The following is a 15598-nucleotide window of genomic DNA, read 5'->3' as shown; positions in this document are numbered from 1 at the left end:
GACAAGCCTTCGCACCGACCGCTCGATCGCCGCCTACGACCACCTTTTCGGAGAAACCAATCATGGAAAAAAGCCTTGATGTGGCTCAGCTTCAGCCTGCCTGCGAACCTTCGATCGACTATGCGACCGCTTTGAATCGCGCCTACGCCCAAACGCCCGAACTGCCCGCAAATGGCGCAGCGAATGATGTTTCAGTCGCATCTGTCCAAACTTCTGAGGAGTGCGAACCCAATACGCCGCGACTGACCTCGGTAGATGAGTTGCTTTCGATCGCTCACTGGAAACCCGCCGAAGCGCAATATTGCAAAGCGATCGCGGATCACTATCAAGTTGGGAAGCGATCGGTTCAAAAGTGGTTTGTTGATCTCATCAAGCTGGTGCAAGACATCGCGCCGGGTGTGGCTGAAACTGACTTGCGGCAGGCCGATCGCTACACCCTGCTAGCCGTTGAGCTTTTAGGGCATCGCTACTTCACCGGATCGAGCAAGAAATGGGCGATCGTGCTGGCGGAGGAGTATCGCGATCGACTGCAAGCGCTCCCATCTGCTCAAACTGCGACGTTGGAATCTCCTGCGATCGAGCCTGAAACAACGCCAGAGCCAGAACCGGAGCAATCAAACGCGATCGTAGTTCCGCAGTCGCATATCCAACTGCTTGACGACCATCAGCAAAGCGAACTGGCTGCGATTCACTCGCTGTATGTGAAGCCTGAGCCAGTCAAAACCTTCCAATCGATCGAGCTAAACGGCGATCAATCCACGATTCTCGAAGGCTTAAAACTGCTGCACTCCACTGTTTTTCAGATGAAGGCTCAAAACGATCGCATCAAGGCAGATACCAGCCAGCGCAAAAGCGATATTGAGCTTGCCAATGAAGCGCTTGCTGCCATTACTCAAGCGGGCAAGCAAGCAGTTGACGAGAATTTTGAATTGGTGGCGCAAGCTCAAGCAGTGAAGGCTGAAGAAACCGAAGCAAAAAAGCGGCTAGCGCAATTTCTCCAGAGCTTAGGCGTGTTGTGATTGCCGCTTTTCTACTGTTCTTGAGCGCGGCCTTGATCGCTTGGTGGTTCCAGGGTTTACCTCGGTTTGCACCACAGCACCGCCCCCACCCAACCCGGTTTTCGGTCGCGATCGCAGCGCTGCCTTCCCCTCCGTCCCCTTGAAGTTTAGGAAGACCACATCATGACCACCGACCCCACCGATCCCGCCGACTTTGTGGAATTGTCCGCCGCTGTTTGGCGTGAGCGCTTGGATGCCATTCAGCAGGAGCGCCAACAGCTTCAGCAGGAGCGCCTCGATCGCAATCTGGCTGAACAGACTCGAAAAATGACTCAAGAATTTGAGCGTATCCAGACCTTCCTATGGGTGCAAACCCTGCTGCTGTGTGCGACGGCTGGCCTGGTTCTCTCGGTGATTGTGACGAATCGAGCCAACGTCCCTGTCCCTACTCAATCCACCGCCCAACCCACCCCAACCCAACCGGAGAAGTAACCGATGCCACGTTCCCGCCGCAACCAGCCCGACCCTGAACCCGCACCTGAATTTCCAACTGATGTCAACTTCGATTTCACGCCGACGCAGTCCCAAACTGAAACGTCAGAGCCGCCGCCATCGAACATTAGGCCATTCCCTACCCTGCCGACTGTGCCACGATCGGAGCGTCCGAATTTGCCCACTATTGAGGGACTAGAAGCCGTCTTGCAAGCACCGGATCTCAATTTTTCAATGCCGGATTTCGTTGGCTCGATGCCAACGGATTTGTACCGCCCGTCCACCAGTGCAATTCCTCGCGTTACGGATGCCCAGTATCAGGAGGAAGCGCTGGCCGCATCCGAAAAACTCAATGCGGTGAAGTTGGAGAATCGATCGCTGGCGTTGATGGAAGAGAAGTCCAAAGGTGCGGTGATTGCCAGCCGTGTTGCGCTCAATGTTTCTACCTCGCTGGTGAACTTCCGCAAGGCTCAGGTCAACTATTTGGTTGGCATGGATGCGGCAGACGTGGCCTACGAGGTGGGACTGGCGAAGAACGCGGAAACTCGCACCAATGGGTTCAAAGAAGTTGATCTCTTGCGGGAAAAAGGCCGGACGCTCGACGAGCGCTTCAAGGGAGCGCAAATCAAGACCCACTTGGAGACGGAAAAAAACGCGAACGCTCAGCTTTATGTCGATCACGAAGTCAATCTTCGAGCAGTCATCAAAGACGAGCTAAAAGTTGCCTTGGACTCAGCTAGAAACAGCGTCACGGAAGCCCGGAAGAAGCTAGAGAGCTAATCCCCTATCCAACGCCCCTAGAACGGCTCTAGGGGCGTACAGACCCCATGCCGGAGGCGATCGCGTGAAAATCAAAACAAAAAAAGACTGGGCAGTGCTGGGCGGTTCTGTGTCCGTTCTGTGCGCGGGTAGCTTCCTGTTTGGCATCTGGGCATCCAATACCGGAAATCTGTCTCGAATGTTGTTTGCGCTGGGTCTGGGTGCTGGCTCGACTGCCGCCGTTGCCACGATGCGCGATCGATCGGCAGAACTCACCCAGGCCACCATCGATCTCAAAGCCGAACTCGATCGCGAATATCGAGACAAACAACAAACGGTTGAAGCTGCGCTCAAAGCTCAGAAAGAGGTGCAAACGCTCCAGAGCCGCGTCGTGAAGCTGGAAAACGATCTGGTCATCTCCGTGCGGCTCAATCAGCAGCAAGATGGTGATAATCAAGCGCTCCAGAGTCAAGTCGCTGACCTCCAAGCCAAAATTGCAACGCAACTGGCAACGATCGCGGCGATCGAACGCAAGCTCAACGACAGCGATCGCTGCCACCTGTCCCACTACAAAAAGGACTGGGCACTGAAGGCATCCGAAAACGTGGAGCGTGTCAAAGCGATTCAGGCGAACAAGTGGTACGCCCAAGCGCAGCAAAACATCACCGAGAATGTTGGCCGCTACCAAGCGCGAATTGACGAACTTAACCAAGAGATCGAGCGGCTGACGAGTGAAATCGATCGCCTGCACCACAAACTGACCGAAGCCGATCAATCGCTGGAGAGCTTTGAAAAAGTCACCATTCCCAAGATCGACCAAATCTACAACAACGGCATCGATGAAGTTTGCACCTCGCTGGATGACTACAAGCGGATGTATGCGATCGCGCAGCAAAACATTCTGGAGCTAAAGAAACCGTTACATTTCACAGGCAATACCGAAGCGGTCAAACGCGCCAACAAAATTATTGACTACCTGTGGAACACCCAGGAATACCGCTGCGATCGCGTCGAAATCAAAGAAGGGCGATCGGAAGATGTGATCTGGCTGTTCTTCCACAACCTGAATGAGCATTCAGCCAACTACAAGCAGGTTCTCAATAGTGAGACAATCAAAAATGAAATTCAAGCTGAATTGCGGCTGAAATCCTTTCCGGCTTTCGGGTTCGATGCGGATCGCTGGATGCTGCATTGCACCATTCAGCACAGCGCCAAAGAACGCACCTCAAAAGAAGACATCAAGAAGCTGTGGAAGTCTTCAGAGCAGTTTCTTGAGATTGCTGGAGAATGGCAACGCATCAGAATCACGGGCGGTTCTGAATCCGGTAAATCTCCCACTGCCCGCAATGTCATCTATGCAATGCTGGTGGCAAGAAGCGGCCAAGTCAAGCTCTACGATCCGCAATCGAACTCAGTCAAAAACCACTGGTCGATCGAGGCCATTGGCAAGTCTCACAGCGAAAGCACAAAAGGGTTAGCTGAACTAGCGAGTCTGATGGATCAAGATGTGGTTGATGATGACATCTATGTGTTCGATGAAATTGACTCAACCATTGAGGTTGATAGCAGTACAACCAAAAGCATCAAAGCGATCGTCAAACAGGCATCTCACAAAACAATTCGATGTGCTTTCATCGGGCAAAATGCGAACGCCTCTAACTACCGAGGAATGCAACGCACCGACTTCAATAACGTGGTCAATCTGCATATTGGCTCGAATGTCTATGATGCGATTACAAATAGCAACTTGTCCCAAAAGACAAAAGACAAGCTGACTCAAATTGCAGACAAGCTCACTGAATATTGCAGTGCCCAAAATGATGAACTGGGCAAGATGGCAACGGGTCAAGATGCAGATGTGGATGCCTATCGATTTGCGATCGTCATGGAGCCTCAAAAGCTACCCTACTTCATCGAACTGCCTGACTTTGGTAAGTATCGAATCAAAGATATTTTACGTGATAACACGGAAAGCAATTCAACAGCGAGTCAAGCTGCACGGGCTGCGATCGATGGCAGCAATGCAGGCAATGCTGATTCTGCCGTTGCTGCATCGACTGCACAAGTAGCGCCAAATGCTGATTCTACCGTTGCAGCCGCGCTGCCAGTCACCCCCTTCTTCGGGGCTAACTGCATTGGCTGCAAGACAGGCCGTTACACCAAAACCAAATCCAGTAGAGGCGTTAAGTATTACACCTGTAATGCTTGCGGTAAGTCCAAGTCTGAAAACGTTCTCTCTCAATATTTCGGAGACGAAAACTAATGCAATTCAACACTGAAAAAGAACTACAAGACTACTGCCTACAAGTGTTGCGATTGAAAGGCATTCAGCCAAAAGAAGAAGTTTGGTGTGGTGGATTGCGAGCCGATATTGTGATCGATCGTGCCGTGATTGAACTCAAGAAAACGCTCACCAGAGACGCAATCTTTCAAGCCGTTGGGCAGGGTGAAAGATACCAGAAGCGACTCAAAAAAGATGAACTTTGGATTGTGGGACAGATGCCTAAAGATGACCAGTCAGCCAGAAGCGCATTGCACACGGCTAGAGAGCTAGCGAAAGAGGGAATTCGCGTGTCGTTTGTCGATCGAGATACCTATTGGCAGGCAAGCGAGCCTGATAATATCTACCCGATTTTTCGGCCACAACTACCGCAGTTGCCGCGCCTTTCATTCGGTTGGCTGGAGCGATATCGAGTGGCGATCGCAGTGGGATTCATCATTCTTTCCCTACTAATTTGGGATGGGAAAAATCGATCTGGTAGAGAGCAAATTCTCAATGCTTCCTACACAACTGTTCAGTTGTAAGCTGGCGATCGGGATTGCTGATTGAGTCAGGTTGGTAGTGGACTGCTGCCGTCTGTGGGTGCGATCGCTCCCAAACGGGATGGTCGAACGTTCCGGCTGAGCGACTGCGAGTCGGCTCTGCTACAACACTGACCAACTTTGTCAGTTCACTCTAACTGGATTATTATCCTGTACTACACGAGTGTACACATCCTTATGGAAATAAAGAGCCATCACCATTAAAAAGAGGAATATAGTTGACTCCAACCCATGAATTTAGCATTCCATACCACAAACTAAGCCCTTCTAGAAGCAAGTCACGCAAGTATAAAGCTCGTTTAGATTGCGGATCGAGACAACTAACTAGAGTAAGTGCTTCTGTTGAATGGTGTTCGTCTGCTATAACATGAGTCTTGAAATAAGCGTGGCTTAAACCAATTTCAGACAGAATTGGTTCGATAGTTGAAAACAACTGGTGCGAAGCTTTCTCAATCCCACAATTTATACCAATCAGCCATGCTTCTCTATCATTTAACTGAGCAAGACGCGCACCATAGTTTATACAAGAATTAGTAGCAACACTGGGCTTCAGTAAACAGGCTTCGCTTTCAGAATGAACTATCCCGTGATGAGTCATCCATTCTAGCAGCCAACTCGAATGAGGTGCTTCATTGCTTAAGTGCTCAGCATAAAATCGCATCATTGAATCGTCAGGATCTTGGGCGAGGACAAGTCCAATAAAGCGGGGAAGAGTACGAGAGTGATGGAAAAGTTGAACTGTCCACTTAAAGTCCTCAATTTGATTCGCGTTTGAGATTGATTGATAAAAAGGCATTAATTGGGATTCTTGCTCTACTCTCTCAATAATTTGAATGAGCCAGCGATGTTCATCTTGAGCTTGAATCAGGTTGTCGGGAACTTGAGTGATACTGAGTCTTTCCATTTTTCTTCTTCAGGTAAAAATCTACTGCTCAAATCACTTACTTCTGTCAGTCAGAACATCTTTAATTCTCTTTGCTTTATTATTCGCTGATATACGAGATACCAAAGATACGAAAAATCTCCTAGTACATTTTGAACTTCTACTTTCCATGCACTCAAGCCTAACCGTTTTGAAACACCCTCATTGATTAAAAACGTTAGGTTCTCAGCTTGCTTGTCTAGATGTTGAATATCTTCTACAGACAAACCTTGACCTTTCGCACCGCCAAGATAAGCTGATAGATGTAGCATCAAAGCCCAGCCATCCGCATAATGATCAAGCTCCGGGATATCTACATCTAGGGAATCATGACAAAACTGAGTGGTAAAGTACTCAGCAATTGAATCAAGTGACTGAGCAACAAGTTTCAGTCGCTCATCATCAAACGTACTTACTTTTTGAAAAAGACTGCAAATAAAAAATGCTGTATGACATAAGTGAGGGCGAGAATCAAGTTTGCTCACAGGTAGTAAACCAAAATGAGGTCCTGTTTTAAGCAAAGAAAGTAATTCCGAAATAGAAGACTCAAAAACTCTTTGCGAGTCGTAACACAGATAAAATCTGCAACAATAGAGAACACATGCTGTATGGAATAAAGTTAGAACGCTATCACTTGACTGTTTGTGAGTATCTACTTTATAGTCCCACAGGACTCTTTGATACTTGTGTCCTCTGAGCCAATTTAGCCCTTCAGATTGGCGTTTTTCCAACCATTCTTGATCCTCATGGGTAAGGGAATTGAAGAACAAAGGGGAGCTTTCAAGTAAGCTAAAAAGCTCTAGAACCTGAGAGCAGGTTTTACAATCTGGAGTAGCATTGCGCCGATATGGAAAAGGTTCTTCTGACCATAAACGATCTTCTTTACAAGTCTTTAGATAACTAACAACAGACTGTATAACGCCTATGTCGTTAGGATTTTTGAGCAAAAGTAACGCTTTTGCAGAGTTAACAGTATGTCGGATGTTTTGAGGAATAGTTTGACCTCTTGTTCCAGCATCAACTGAAATTAAGGTATCTCTCGGTTGACCAAAATAACCAAACTGGTGATCGTAGCAAAAATCAAGGAGCGTTTCTCTCATTTGCTCTCCCTGCTGCAAATTCAGAGATTGAAGAAACTCGTTAATCGCAGATTGAGCAAAATAGCTTACTAGCAAGCTAGCTCTACGAGGCTCTTCCTCTAGAGAAATTGCAACTTCTTTCTTCCGAAAGGCATCACAAACAGACCAACCCCACAAGCCATTGTTACTTTCTACATCTTGGTACTGATCAATTTTAATTAGCAAATACAACGCACGAAACATTTCTCTCAGTTGCTTGGGGCTGTTAAGAGAATCCTGTATTTTAGCCCAAGCATTGCTTAAATCTATTGTTTGAGACTTGCACTGCTCAAATGGCTTATCTTGGTCACCCACTTCAGATAGCTGAGAAATGTCCAGCAGTTGCTCTTTACTGAGGGAAGCTTTCTTGTTATGAAGAATTGCAGTCAGATGTTCTGGAATACCCTCCAGCTTAAGCTCAACACATCCAAATTTATAAGCATCTTCATAAGAACGACCTGCTCCCAAAGCTTTGTAAAAACCAACAGCAAACGCGATTGCTGCTGTGTCACCAATCGCCTTATTCATTCCAACAACAAAAGGAATATGCTCAGTGATAGCCTTCGCTTGAGATTCTGAATAACAGGCATTTAACACTACACATCTGACTTGTTCAGAAACTAACTCGAATAAACTCGCTAAGGCTTCAGATGCTATAGTTTGAGTCTTTCCTGATAAATGCTCAAAGCAAAGTTCTCCCAAGCTCGTCCCATGTCCTGAAAAGTGGACGATCTGGGGGTTAACATCGAAAATTGCTTGAGATATGTCTCTTGGCCGAACAGATTCACGCGATTCCAATATGAAGCTATCTCGTAGCTTAGCAAGTTGAAGCCGCTCTCGGATATCTCGTAGCTCTTGTCCTAGACGAAGTCGATTAGTATCGGTAGGATCTGAAGTCAGAAATAGAACTTTAATCATATGGTAAACATTCACTTAACTTGACATAGATTCAGAGGTTACACCCGATCGATAATTTCAAGCAGTCTAACAATTATTAGGTGGGAAGTTTTCACATAACATTCCGTATCGGGTGATTAGGCTGAACGATTCTGCATAACACCCTGATTCAGCGTTTAGGCCGAAACTTTCCGCATGATACGCTCTCCAGGGATCTTAGGCCGAAACCTTCTGTATTTATTCAGCTTTACGATGTGTCAGAGTAACGATCTGCGAATAGTGGCAAAGCAGGGCGAGCGAGGCTGAGGCTGAGGTAATCGTGCTGGGTTGCACGGTCATCTCAATCGGAGCGCTGTTTGCCGGAATCGATCGACTGGGTGCGCCCGCTGCTTCGGTGCTGTCAAGTTGGGAAGTCGTGGTGACAATGGCGATCTCAGCGAGCCTGTTCGGAGAAGCGATCACAGTCGTACAAATGATAGGAGGCGTTTTTATCCTCGTTGCGGTTGGACTGTATCAGTGAGCCAAACCAAAGATGAATCAGTGGAGCATTTTCGGTAAGGGATGAACCAAGTCAAAGGCGTTCCAGCCAAGCGTGTCTTTCCGGGTGCGATCGGGCTGTATTTGGAGTTTTTCAGCGAGGCTGATGCTGACCGCTTCTACCAGCGAGGGTTGGAAAAAAACTGTTGCATGGAGCAAATCGATCGGGTGACAGTGGTGCTGAAGTTCAGCCATGCAGCAAAATCTTGATTCGGATGTTGGAGGTCAGTGCCATGCTGCCAGAATTTGAAGCCTTTGCGCGAGAGTGGGAAGCTGCGGAGCAATCGCGTCATGCAGAATTAATCAAAGATTTGAAGCGAGAATTTCGAGTCGAGCCGCGAACTTCTACCCCAGTTGAGTCCGCAAGCGAGCCGTCCAACTCGCTCCGGTTGCCGCCTGTAGCGGGGCGATCGCAGGTGAAGCCGAATGATCGATATGGATTGAGCCATCGGAGAAATTGTTATGAGCCATTCTGATTCGATCGCGCCCCTTCCCGGTCAGCGTGAGTTTGAAGCAGGCAAGTACGATCGCGCTCTGCCGTTGCTGCTGCCTGTCGCGCAGGACGGTCATGCCGAAGCGCAGTGCATGATTGGGTGCATTTATCAGTTAGGTTTGGGCAGTGCTGCACCGGATTTCCACGAAGCGATCGCTTGGTATCGCCGTGCGGCGGCTTTGGGTTACGGTGTCGCGTCAAATAATTTGGCTGGGATGTATTTGAGCGGTTCAGGTGTGCCTGTCGATCGCGATCGGGCGCGGCAGCTTTATGAGCAAGCGCGATCGCAAGGTTTCATCGGGGGAATCATCGATGATTAATTCATTTCTATCAAGGTGAGTGCCATGAGTGAAACAACCGCCTCTCCATTGCCACCGAGCTTTGAGCCTTGGCCTTACTACTCGACTGAGGAGCTACAGGCGATCGTGCAGGGTTGGCGCTGGATACTCGATCGGCCAGCTTGGAGTGCTTGGCATGAAGCTGGAGCGCAGTGCCTCGCTGAGATTTGCCAAGAACTCGAAGCGAGGGGCGATCGCCATGATGCAATTCAATCAAACTAACTGTTGGTGTGAGCTTCCTAATGGCTGCGGGCATCTGCCAGAATCACGGATTTGCACTTTCTGATTAGGCCGCAAAACCTGACCGACCGCTTAGAAGGCGAGTATGCAAAGTTGTGGATTGAGCGGTTCTGTCAGGGTTAAAGTTAGACGGCGCGATGGCTCGTCTTCGCAACAAGCTACCGATGCTTTCAAGCTGCCCTCGGCTTGCTAAGTTGCCCAAGGCAACAGTCGATCGATGATTCGCGTTAGGTAATCTCTCGCAGTCTCAATAAACAGCGGTCGAACAGTGGGATCAATCAGTGCCAGCAGCAGAGCGCCACTCGCCAAGATCACAATCGCGATACCAGTCGCGATCGCAAGGAATTAACTGTGAGAAAGTTGCATTCGATCGCCTCCATGTGGCTCAAGAACTGAGGAGTTTGTCAAGTCTCCTTCTGCTTTAGGATGCCCACTTGGTCTAATGATGTGCTGATCCGGGCTAGTGCTGCGCGTTCAGCCATAGCAATAATTGTTATTTACTGTTATTCAGGCCAAAATAAAGCATCCCCAGTGAGGTGCAAACTCTGACATGAACGTGTCTTTAACGCCGGAACTAGAGCAGTATATCCAGGAAAAGGTGTCGAGCGGTCTATATTACTCGGCCAGTGAAGTCGTGCGTGAGGGGTTGCGGCTGCTCAAAGAACGAGAGCAGCTTCAGCAAATCCGCTTGCAGGAGTTGCGGCAGGACGTGCAGGTTGGTCTAAACAGCGGCGTGGCTACCCCACTCGATATGCAGGCGATCAAGGTGAAAGCGCGGCAGCGGCGGCAGCGGCGGCGATCACAGTAATGGCGATCATCGTTAAACGTCCCCGCGCTGAACTGGACTTGCTCGATATTTGGGACTACATTGCTGATGACAGCTTCGATCGCGCCGACGAGTTTCTAGACCGGATTGAGGGCACACTGCAAACGCTAGCTCAAAATCCAGGCATCGGCAGAAGGCGTGAGGAATTGCTTCCCAGGTTGCAGAGTTTTCCAATCGGCAACTACGTGGTGTTCTACCAAGCGATTGAAGACGGCATTGATGTTATTCGTGTGCTGCATGGCTCGCGAGATATTGAAGCGATCTTCAAGTGAGGCTGATGAGTCACTCAGTTGCGGTTAGAGCGAGCGGACTGTATGGGATTGAATGAAGCGGACACCAGAGCCAAGCTGATTGACCCAGCCCTGCACGATCGCGGCTGGATTGAAGACTACATTAAGCGCGAAGAAACCGCTGGCAGCATTGCAATTGTTGGCGGCAAAGCTCGCAAGCAACGACGCGGGCGGCTAGATTATACGTTGCGAATTCAAGTCGGGGCAGAAACGCAGCCCGTCGCAGTGGCGTTGGTGGAAGCCAAGGCAGAACATCTGCCGCCTGGTCATGGGCTAGAGCAGGCCAAAGGCTATACGCTGTGCAACCGATTTAACGTGCCGTTTGTGTTCAGCACCAATGGGCACTTGTTTGTCGAGTTCGATCGCACAACCGGACTCACCAGCAAACCCCAGCCGCTCAGCCGCTTTCCCTCCCCGATCGACTTGCGATCGCGCTATGAGCAGGCCATTGGCTTTAGTCTCGAAGATCCGATCGCCAAACCGCTGCTGACTCGCTATGCGGGTGGTGAGGCAACGCGGCGCTATTACCAAGATGCCGCCATCCGCGCCGCCCTCGAAAAGATTGCCCAGTGTCAAGCTCGTGGGGAACCGGGGCGCGTCCTGCTGACTTTGGCAACGGGGGCAGGCAAAACCTTTATTGCTGTCAATTTGCTTCAGCGGATTGCCGATGCGGGGCAAATGACGCGGGCGCTATTTGTGTGCGATCGCGACGAGTTGCGGTTGCAAGCAGCAGGCGCGTTTCAAAATGTGTTTGGCGCGAACGCCGCGACCGTTTCAGCTAGCAACGCTCAGAAGAACGCCCGCATCTTGATCGCCACCTATCAAACGCTCGATGTCGCCAATGAGGACGATACGGCCAACTTCCTCACCCAAAACTACCCTGAAAACTACTTCAGCCACATCATCATCGACGAGTGCCATCGATCGGCCTGGGGCAAGTGGTCGCAAGTGCTAACGCGCAACGCCCAAGCCGTCCAAATTGGCTTAACGGCTACGCCCCGCGAACTGGAATTGAGCGAGGACAGCATTGAAGCTCAGCGCGATCAGCAAATTACCGCTGACAATCGGCGCTATTTTGGCGAGCCAGTGTATGAGTACGACATCGCGCAGGGCATTGAGGATGGCTATCTCGCCGCCTGTGAAATTCAGCGCAGCCGCGTCAACCTGGACGATACGGGAATCACGATCGATCAGATTCTCGCTCGCCAGCCGACTGACGCTCGCACGGGGCAACCCGTGAGCGAGGCAGAACTGCGCGACTTGTATGAACACACAGCATTTGAGAATCGAATTTTGCTGCCCGATCGCGTCTTGGCGATGTGCCAGGACTTGTTTAACTATCTGCTGCAAACCGGAACGCCAGAGCAGAAGACGATCGTTTTCTGTGTGCGCGATCTTCATGCCGATGCGGTCGCGATCGAACTCAATAACCTCTACGCTCGGTGGTGTCGCGAGCAGGGACAGCGCCCGGTCGCCAACTACGCCTTCAAATGCACGGCGGAAAGTGGCGGAAAAGATTATTTGGCTGACTTGAAAGGCAGCAACCGCAATTTCTTTATTGCGACAACGGTAGATTTGCTTTCGACGGGCGTGGATGTGCCCAGCTTGCGGAACGTGGTGTTTTTCAAATATATGCAGTCGCCAATCACGTTCTATCAGATGGTTGGACGCGGAACGCGACTAGATGCGGCAACGGAAAAGCTGATGTTTCGGCTGTACGACTACACGAACGCCACGCGCCTGTTTGGGCAGTCGTTCTTAACCAAACTGTCACCCGTTCGCCCTGCTGCTCCTGCCGATCCAGATGCTCTACCAGACATCCCGATCGATGCCCCTGATCCCCCTAAAATCATCACCGTTGAAGGCTTCGATGTGCAGATTACTTCAGAAGGGCGGTTTGTGCTGGCGACCGTAGACGGACAGGCGATGCCCGTGCCCGTTGCCGAGTATGAAGCGCAGTTGGCCGATCGACTCGTGAGCGTGGCGGCCAATCCGCGAGAATTTCGATCGCGCTGGGTGGTTCCCGATGAGCGACGGGAATTATTGACGCAACTGGTGCAGGCGGGCAGTTCTCCCAAGCTGATTCAGTTGATTCGCGAGATGCAAGATTATGACCTGTATGATGTGCTGGGGCAGTTGGGCTACAAGCTCACGCCCCAAACGCGCACGATTCGCTTTGCCGAGTTTGCTAGGCAGCAAGCCGACTGGTTGCAGGGAATGCCAGCGCCAACAGCGCGGACGGTGCAGGCGATCGCCCAGCAGTTTGTGCTGTCGGGCACGGACGGGCTAGAAGATGCGCGGCTGTTTCAAGTGCCGGAAATCGTGCGATCGGGTGGCTTAAATGCGCTGAAGCTGCTGGGTAAGCCAGCCAGTGTGCTGCAAGAAACGAAGGTAAGATTGTTCTCAACGTAGGGGAAAGGCCGCACCATGCAAGTCACCGTTGAAATTCCTGATGACCTCGCCCAGCAGTTAGGATCGCTGCAAGACAAGCTGCCGGAAATTTTGGCGTTGGGCTTGCGAGAAGTGACGGCAGATCCGGCCACTGGCCTGTCGGGGCTGCGGGAGATTCTGGAACTGTTAGCCAGTTTGCCAGATCCCAGTGAGATCCTAGCGTTGCGGTTGTCTGCCTCGGTGCAGGCGGAAATTGAGGCGCTTCTGGAGAAGAATCGATCGCAAGGTTTAACCCCTGTTGAGCAACGCCTGTGGCAGCATTACGAATTCGTTGAACATTTAGTGCGGCTGGCGAAAGCGCAAGCGCTGCTGAAGCTGAATGCAGCGGCATGAGTAAAACCTATGTGATGGCTGAGTTACGGCGCTTAGTGGTCGATCGCGCTCAAGGTAGCTGCGAGTATTGCCTCATTCCAGAAGCGCTGACGCTGGCTTCGCATCAGGTCGATCATGTAATTGCGGAGAAACATGGCGGTGAAACGAGTGCGGCAAATTTGGCGTTATCCTGTTCGCTGTGCAATCTAGCGAAGGGCAGCGATATTGCCTCGATCGATCCCACCACTGGCGAGATTGTGCGGCTCTATCATCCGCGCCAAGATCGCTGGCACGATCACTTTCAGCTTGAGGCCGATACTGGAATGATTCAACCGCTAAGCGCGATCGGACGGGTGACGGTGCGCCTGTTGCAGATGAATCGTGCGGAACGATTGTCGGAACGAAAACTCTTGATCCGCGCTGGAGTGCTAAAAAGTGGTGAAGTCAACGACTGATTCCTAAAATTGTTGAGGTTTGATTTGGGCTGGGATAGGAGTGAGTGTAATGAAGGCGATCGAAAACAATCTGGCAAAAGCAGAAAAGCCGCTACCGAAGGGATGGAGATGGCGAGAGCTAGGAGAATGCGCTCAACTTATTAATGGCAGAGCTTATGGACAGCATGAGCTACTTAGCCAAGGTACACCAGTCATCCGCATTCAAAATTTAAATGGTGGAAAAAATTGGTATTACTCAAATTTAGATCTTCCTTCTGAAAAATATTGCGACAAAGGGGATCTGCTTTTTGCTTGGTCAACAACTTTTGGCCCCTATATTTGGATTGGAGAGAAATCAATTTTTCACTATCATATCTGGAAGGTTTTACCAAATGAAATTCTAAACAAAACATTTGCTTTTTACTTACTTCAAAGAATTACTAACGACATAAAAGCCTCGTCTCATGGGGCAAGCATGTTACACGTTACAAAGGGGGCTGTAGAAAAATGGGAAGTTCCTCTTCCTCCCCTTGCGGAACAGAAGCGAATTGTTGCCATTCTCAGCGATCGCCTCTCCACCATAGAGAAAGCCCGTGCCGCCACGATCGCCCAGATAGAAGCAGCAAAAGCACTCCCCTTCGCCTACCTTCGCCAATTTTTCGATAGTTCTGAAGCGCAGAAATGGAATCGAAAAAAGCTAGGAGATGTGTGTGAGCTACTGCCTGCTAAATCTATAGCAACCGAGGGAGATACTGAAGTTTTTGCAATCACAACAGCTTGTCTTTCTGAAACAGGTTTTCAACCAGCAGGCGTGAAACGGGCACGAATGACTTGCACAGATGCGGCTATCTCTAAGGTGGCTCCTGGAGAGGTCTTAATTGCGAGAAGTAATACTGCTGATCTCGTAGGTCGTGTGGCTATGTATTCAGGAGAAGTTGAAGGAGTCGTTGCTTCAGATTTAACTATTAGAATTAAACCTCATTCAATCCTTACTTCTACCTTTCTAAACAACTACCTTTCTTCTCTCTATATCCAAGGCTATTGGAAAGAGAAAGCAGGCGGATCAAGTGATTCAATGAAAAAAATTACGCGCAGCCAACTCCTCGACGAATTCATTCCAATACCAGATTTACCTGAGCAACACAAAATTACTAACGCTGTTTCAGAGAAGCTATCAGGAGTTACAGCATTAAAACGATCGCTCCAAGATCAACTCGACGCGATCGATCAACTTCCCGCCGCTCTGCTTCGGCAGGCATTCAACGGAGAACTCTAAATGCCACGCGCCTCAAAAAACAGCAACGGACGCAGCTTCAACACTCAGCAGAGTCTCGACGGATACATCAAATCCGCCTGTGACATCATGCGCCGTTCCAACTGCGCCGGAGCCTTACAATACGTTCCCGAACTCACCTGGATACTCTTCCTCCGCATCCTCGACGAGCAAGAACAGCAAGAAGCCGAACACGCCGAAGCAGTGGGATCAGCCTTCAGCTACTCGATCGCACCGCCCTACCGCTGGCACGACTGGGCCGCCCCTTACAGCAATGACCTCTGAGGTGGAACCCTAAAACTGGACAGGTGAATAAGCTACACGCTTCCAACCCATGCTAGGAGTGGTTTATGAGCCAAAACAAACGCAAGCAGCATAGCGCCCAGTTCAAATCC

The 15598-nt window shown here is 50.1% G+C and carries 19 protein-coding genes; 16 read left to right on the top strand and 3 right to left on the bottom strand.

From position 1 onward, the window contains the following. Window positions 1-62: 62 nt before the first annotated feature. The 5 genes from H6F67_RS00375 to H6F67_RS00355 all read left to right on the top strand — a co-directional run bounded on the left by H6F67_RS00375 (window position 63) and on the right by H6F67_RS00355 (window position 5054). The gene (locus tag H6F67_RS00375) at window positions 63-1019 is read left to right on the top strand and encodes a hypothetical protein (RefSeq protein WP_190762207.1); all 957 of its coding nucleotides are present in this window, start codon (window positions 63-65) and stop codon (window positions 1017-1019) included. A 162-nt stretch (window positions 1020-1181) separates the two neighbouring features. Next, a complete protein-coding gene (locus H6F67_RS00370; RefSeq protein ID WP_190762205.1) occupies window positions 1182-1490 on the top strand; it encodes a hypothetical protein in 309 nt (102 codons plus the stop codon). A gap of 3 nt (window positions 1491-1493) precedes the next feature. Beyond that, window positions 1494-2270, top strand: a complete 777-nt coding sequence (locus tag H6F67_RS00365) for a hypothetical protein (RefSeq protein ID WP_190762203.1) — start codon at window positions 1494-1496, stop codon at window positions 2268-2270. Window positions 2271-2334: 64 nt separating this feature from the next. Beyond that, complete coding sequence (locus H6F67_RS00360) at window positions 2335-4512, top strand: hypothetical protein (protein ID WP_190762201.1); 2178 nt, start codon at window positions 2335-2337, stop codon at window positions 4510-4512. Continuing rightward, window positions 4512-5054, top strand: coding sequence for a hypothetical protein (locus H6F67_RS00355; protein ID WP_190762198.1), 543 nt, complete (start codon window positions 4512-4514; stop codon window positions 5052-5054). Before H6F67_RS00360 ends, H6F67_RS00355 begins: the two co-directional genes overlap by 1 nt. Window positions 5055-5247: 193 nt before the next feature. On the opposite strand, the gene H6F67_RS00350 is transcribed toward H6F67_RS00355, so the two are convergent. Together H6F67_RS00350 and H6F67_RS00345 are read right to left on the bottom strand one after the other, a co-directional pair. Next, complete coding sequence (locus tag H6F67_RS00350; protein WP_190762196.1) at window positions 5248-5976, bottom strand: iron-containing redox enzyme family protein; 729 nt, start codon at window positions 5974-5976, stop codon at window positions 5248-5250. A 50-nt stretch (window positions 5977-6026) separates the two neighbouring features. Continuing rightward, window positions 6027-8030 carry a CHAT domain-containing protein gene (locus H6F67_RS00345; RefSeq protein ID WP_190762194.1) on the bottom strand — a complete coding sequence of 668 codons (2004 nt, stop codon included), beginning with the start codon at window positions 8028-8030 and terminating at the stop codon, window positions 6027-6029. A 298-nt stretch (window positions 8031-8328) separates the two neighbouring features. Here H6F67_RS00345 and H6F67_RS00340 point away from each other — a divergent pair, with 298 nt between their 5' ends. Beyond that, window positions 8329-8529 carry an EamA family transporter gene (locus H6F67_RS00340; protein ID WP_190762192.1) on the top strand — a complete coding sequence of 67 codons (201 nt, stop codon included), beginning with the start codon at window positions 8329-8331 and terminating at the stop codon, window positions 8527-8529. Window positions 8530-8570: 41 nt separating this feature from the next. Further along, complete coding sequence (locus H6F67_RS00335) at window positions 8571-8756, top strand: hypothetical protein (RefSeq protein ID WP_190762190.1); 186 nt, start codon at window positions 8571-8573, stop codon at window positions 8754-8756. A 135-nt stretch (window positions 8757-8891) separates the two neighbouring features. Here H6F67_RS00335 and H6F67_RS28000 read toward each other — a convergent pair whose 3' ends face one another. After that, window positions 8892-9017: a hypothetical protein gene (locus tag H6F67_RS28000; RefSeq protein ID WP_277874541.1), complete on the bottom strand. Its 126-nt coding sequence runs from the start codon at window positions 9015-9017 to the stop codon at window positions 8892-8894. On the opposite strand from H6F67_RS28000, the gene H6F67_RS00330 reads away from it, so the two are divergent. The 9 genes from H6F67_RS00330 (at window position 9009) to H6F67_RS00290 (ending at window position 15488) form a co-directional block, all read left to right on the top strand. Next, window positions 9009-9359: a tetratricopeptide repeat protein gene (locus H6F67_RS00330; protein ID WP_190762187.1), complete on the top strand. Its 351-nt coding sequence runs from the start codon at window positions 9009-9011 to the stop codon at window positions 9357-9359. The two genes, H6F67_RS28000 and H6F67_RS00330, sit on opposite strands and share 9 nt — an antisense overlap. Before the next feature lie 24 nt (window positions 9360-9383). Next, complete coding sequence (locus tag H6F67_RS00325) at window positions 9384-9599, top strand: hypothetical protein (RefSeq protein WP_190762185.1); 216 nt, start codon at window positions 9384-9386, stop codon at window positions 9597-9599. Between the two features lie 568 nt (window positions 9600-10167). After that, the gene (locus H6F67_RS00320) at window positions 10168-10425 is read left to right on the top strand and encodes a type II toxin-antitoxin system ParD family antitoxin (RefSeq protein ID WP_190762184.1); all 258 of its coding nucleotides are present in this window, start codon (window positions 10168-10170) and stop codon (window positions 10423-10425) included. Next, the gene (locus H6F67_RS00315; RefSeq protein ID WP_190762182.1) at window positions 10425-10715 is read left to right on the top strand and encodes a type II toxin-antitoxin system RelE/ParE family toxin; all 291 of its coding nucleotides are present in this window, start codon (window positions 10425-10427) and stop codon (window positions 10713-10715) included. The genes H6F67_RS00320 and H6F67_RS00315 overlap by 1 nt, the downstream gene beginning before the upstream one ends. A 42-nt stretch (window positions 10716-10757) precedes the next feature. Then, window positions 10758-13145 carry a DEAD/DEAH box helicase family protein gene (locus H6F67_RS00310; protein WP_190762180.1) on the top strand — a complete coding sequence of 796 codons (2388 nt, stop codon included), beginning with the start codon at window positions 10758-10760 and terminating at the stop codon, window positions 13143-13145. Between the two features lie 15 nt (window positions 13146-13160). Further along, window positions 13161-13517, top strand: a complete 357-nt coding sequence (locus H6F67_RS00305; RefSeq protein WP_190762178.1) for a hypothetical protein — start codon at window positions 13161-13163, stop codon at window positions 13515-13517. Beyond that, window positions 13514-13951, top strand: coding sequence for an HNH endonuclease (locus H6F67_RS00300; protein WP_190762176.1), 438 nt, complete (start codon window positions 13514-13516; stop codon window positions 13949-13951). The genes H6F67_RS00305 and H6F67_RS00300 overlap by 4 nt, the downstream gene beginning before the upstream one ends. A 49-nt stretch (window positions 13952-14000) precedes the next feature. Next, window positions 14001-15206 (top strand): restriction endonuclease subunit S, encoded by a 1206-nt coding sequence (locus H6F67_RS00295; RefSeq protein ID WP_190762174.1) that lies wholly within the window; start codon window positions 14001-14003, stop codon window positions 15204-15206. After that, window positions 15207-15488, top strand: a complete 282-nt coding sequence (locus tag H6F67_RS00290) for a type I restriction-modification system subunit M N-terminal domain-containing protein (protein ID WP_190762172.1) — start codon at window positions 15207-15209, stop codon at window positions 15486-15488. Window positions 15489-15598 lie beyond the last annotated feature (110 nt).

This window comes from Microcoleus sp. FACHB-1515 (assembly GCF_014696105.1).
Taxonomy (GTDB): Bacteria; Cyanobacteriota; Cyanobacteriia; order Elainellales; family Elainellaceae; genus JAAUTJ01.
This window is presented reverse-complemented; position numbering and strand designations above follow the sequence as displayed.

Excerpts from the sequence above, each read along its gene's own strand:
- H6F67_RS00375 (WP_190762207.1), top strand. The coding sequence starts at position 63 with ATGGAAAAAAGCCTTGATGTGGCTCAGCTTCAGCCTGCCTGCGAACCT.
- H6F67_RS00345 (WP_190762194.1), bottom strand. The coding sequence starts at position 8,030 with ATGATTAAAGTTCTATTTCTGACTTCAGATCCTACCGATACTAATCGA.
- H6F67_RS00305 (WP_190762178.1), top strand. The coding sequence starts at position 13,161 with ATGCAAGTCACCGTTGAAATTCCTGATGACCTCGCCCAGCAGTTAGGA.
- H6F67_RS28000 (WP_277874541.1), bottom strand. The coding sequence starts at position 9,017 with ATGGCTCATAACAATTTCTCCGATGGCTCAATCCATATCGATCATTCG.
- H6F67_RS00370 (WP_190762205.1), top strand. The coding sequence starts at position 1,182 with ATGACCACCGACCCCACCGATCCCGCCGACTTTGTGGAATTGTCCGCC.
- H6F67_RS00330 (WP_190762187.1), top strand. The coding sequence starts at position 9,009 with ATGAGCCATTCTGATTCGATCGCGCCCCTTCCCGGTCAGCGTGAGTTT.
- H6F67_RS00290 (WP_190762172.1), top strand. The coding sequence starts at position 15,207 with ATGCCACGCGCCTCAAAAAACAGCAACGGACGCAGCTTCAACACTCAG.
- H6F67_RS00300 (WP_190762176.1), top strand. The coding sequence starts at position 13,514 with ATGAGTAAAACCTATGTGATGGCTGAGTTACGGCGCTTAGTGGTCGAT.
- H6F67_RS00325 (WP_190762185.1), top strand. The coding sequence starts at position 9,384 with ATGAGTGAAACAACCGCCTCTCCATTGCCACCGAGCTTTGAGCCTTGG.
- H6F67_RS00315 (WP_190762182.1), top strand. The coding sequence starts at position 10,425 with ATGGCGATCATCGTTAAACGTCCCCGCGCTGAACTGGACTTGCTCGAT.
- H6F67_RS00355 (WP_190762198.1), top strand. The coding sequence starts at position 4,512 with ATGCAATTCAACACTGAAAAAGAACTACAAGACTACTGCCTACAAGTG.
- H6F67_RS00350 (WP_190762196.1), bottom strand. The coding sequence starts at position 5,976 with ATGGAAAGACTCAGTATCACTCAAGTTCCCGACAACCTGATTCAAGCT.
- H6F67_RS00320 (WP_190762184.1), top strand. The coding sequence starts at position 10,168 with ATGAACGTGTCTTTAACGCCGGAACTAGAGCAGTATATCCAGGAAAAG.
- H6F67_RS00365 (WP_190762203.1), top strand. The coding sequence starts at position 1,494 with ATGCCACGTTCCCGCCGCAACCAGCCCGACCCTGAACCCGCACCTGAA.
- H6F67_RS00295 (WP_190762174.1), top strand. The coding sequence starts at position 14,001 with ATGAAGGCGATCGAAAACAATCTGGCAAAAGCAGAAAAGCCGCTACCG.
- H6F67_RS00310 (WP_190762180.1), top strand. The coding sequence starts at position 10,758 with ATGGGATTGAATGAAGCGGACACCAGAGCCAAGCTGATTGACCCAGCC.
- H6F67_RS00335 (WP_190762190.1), top strand. The coding sequence starts at position 8,571 with ATGAACCAAGTCAAAGGCGTTCCAGCCAAGCGTGTCTTTCCGGGTGCG.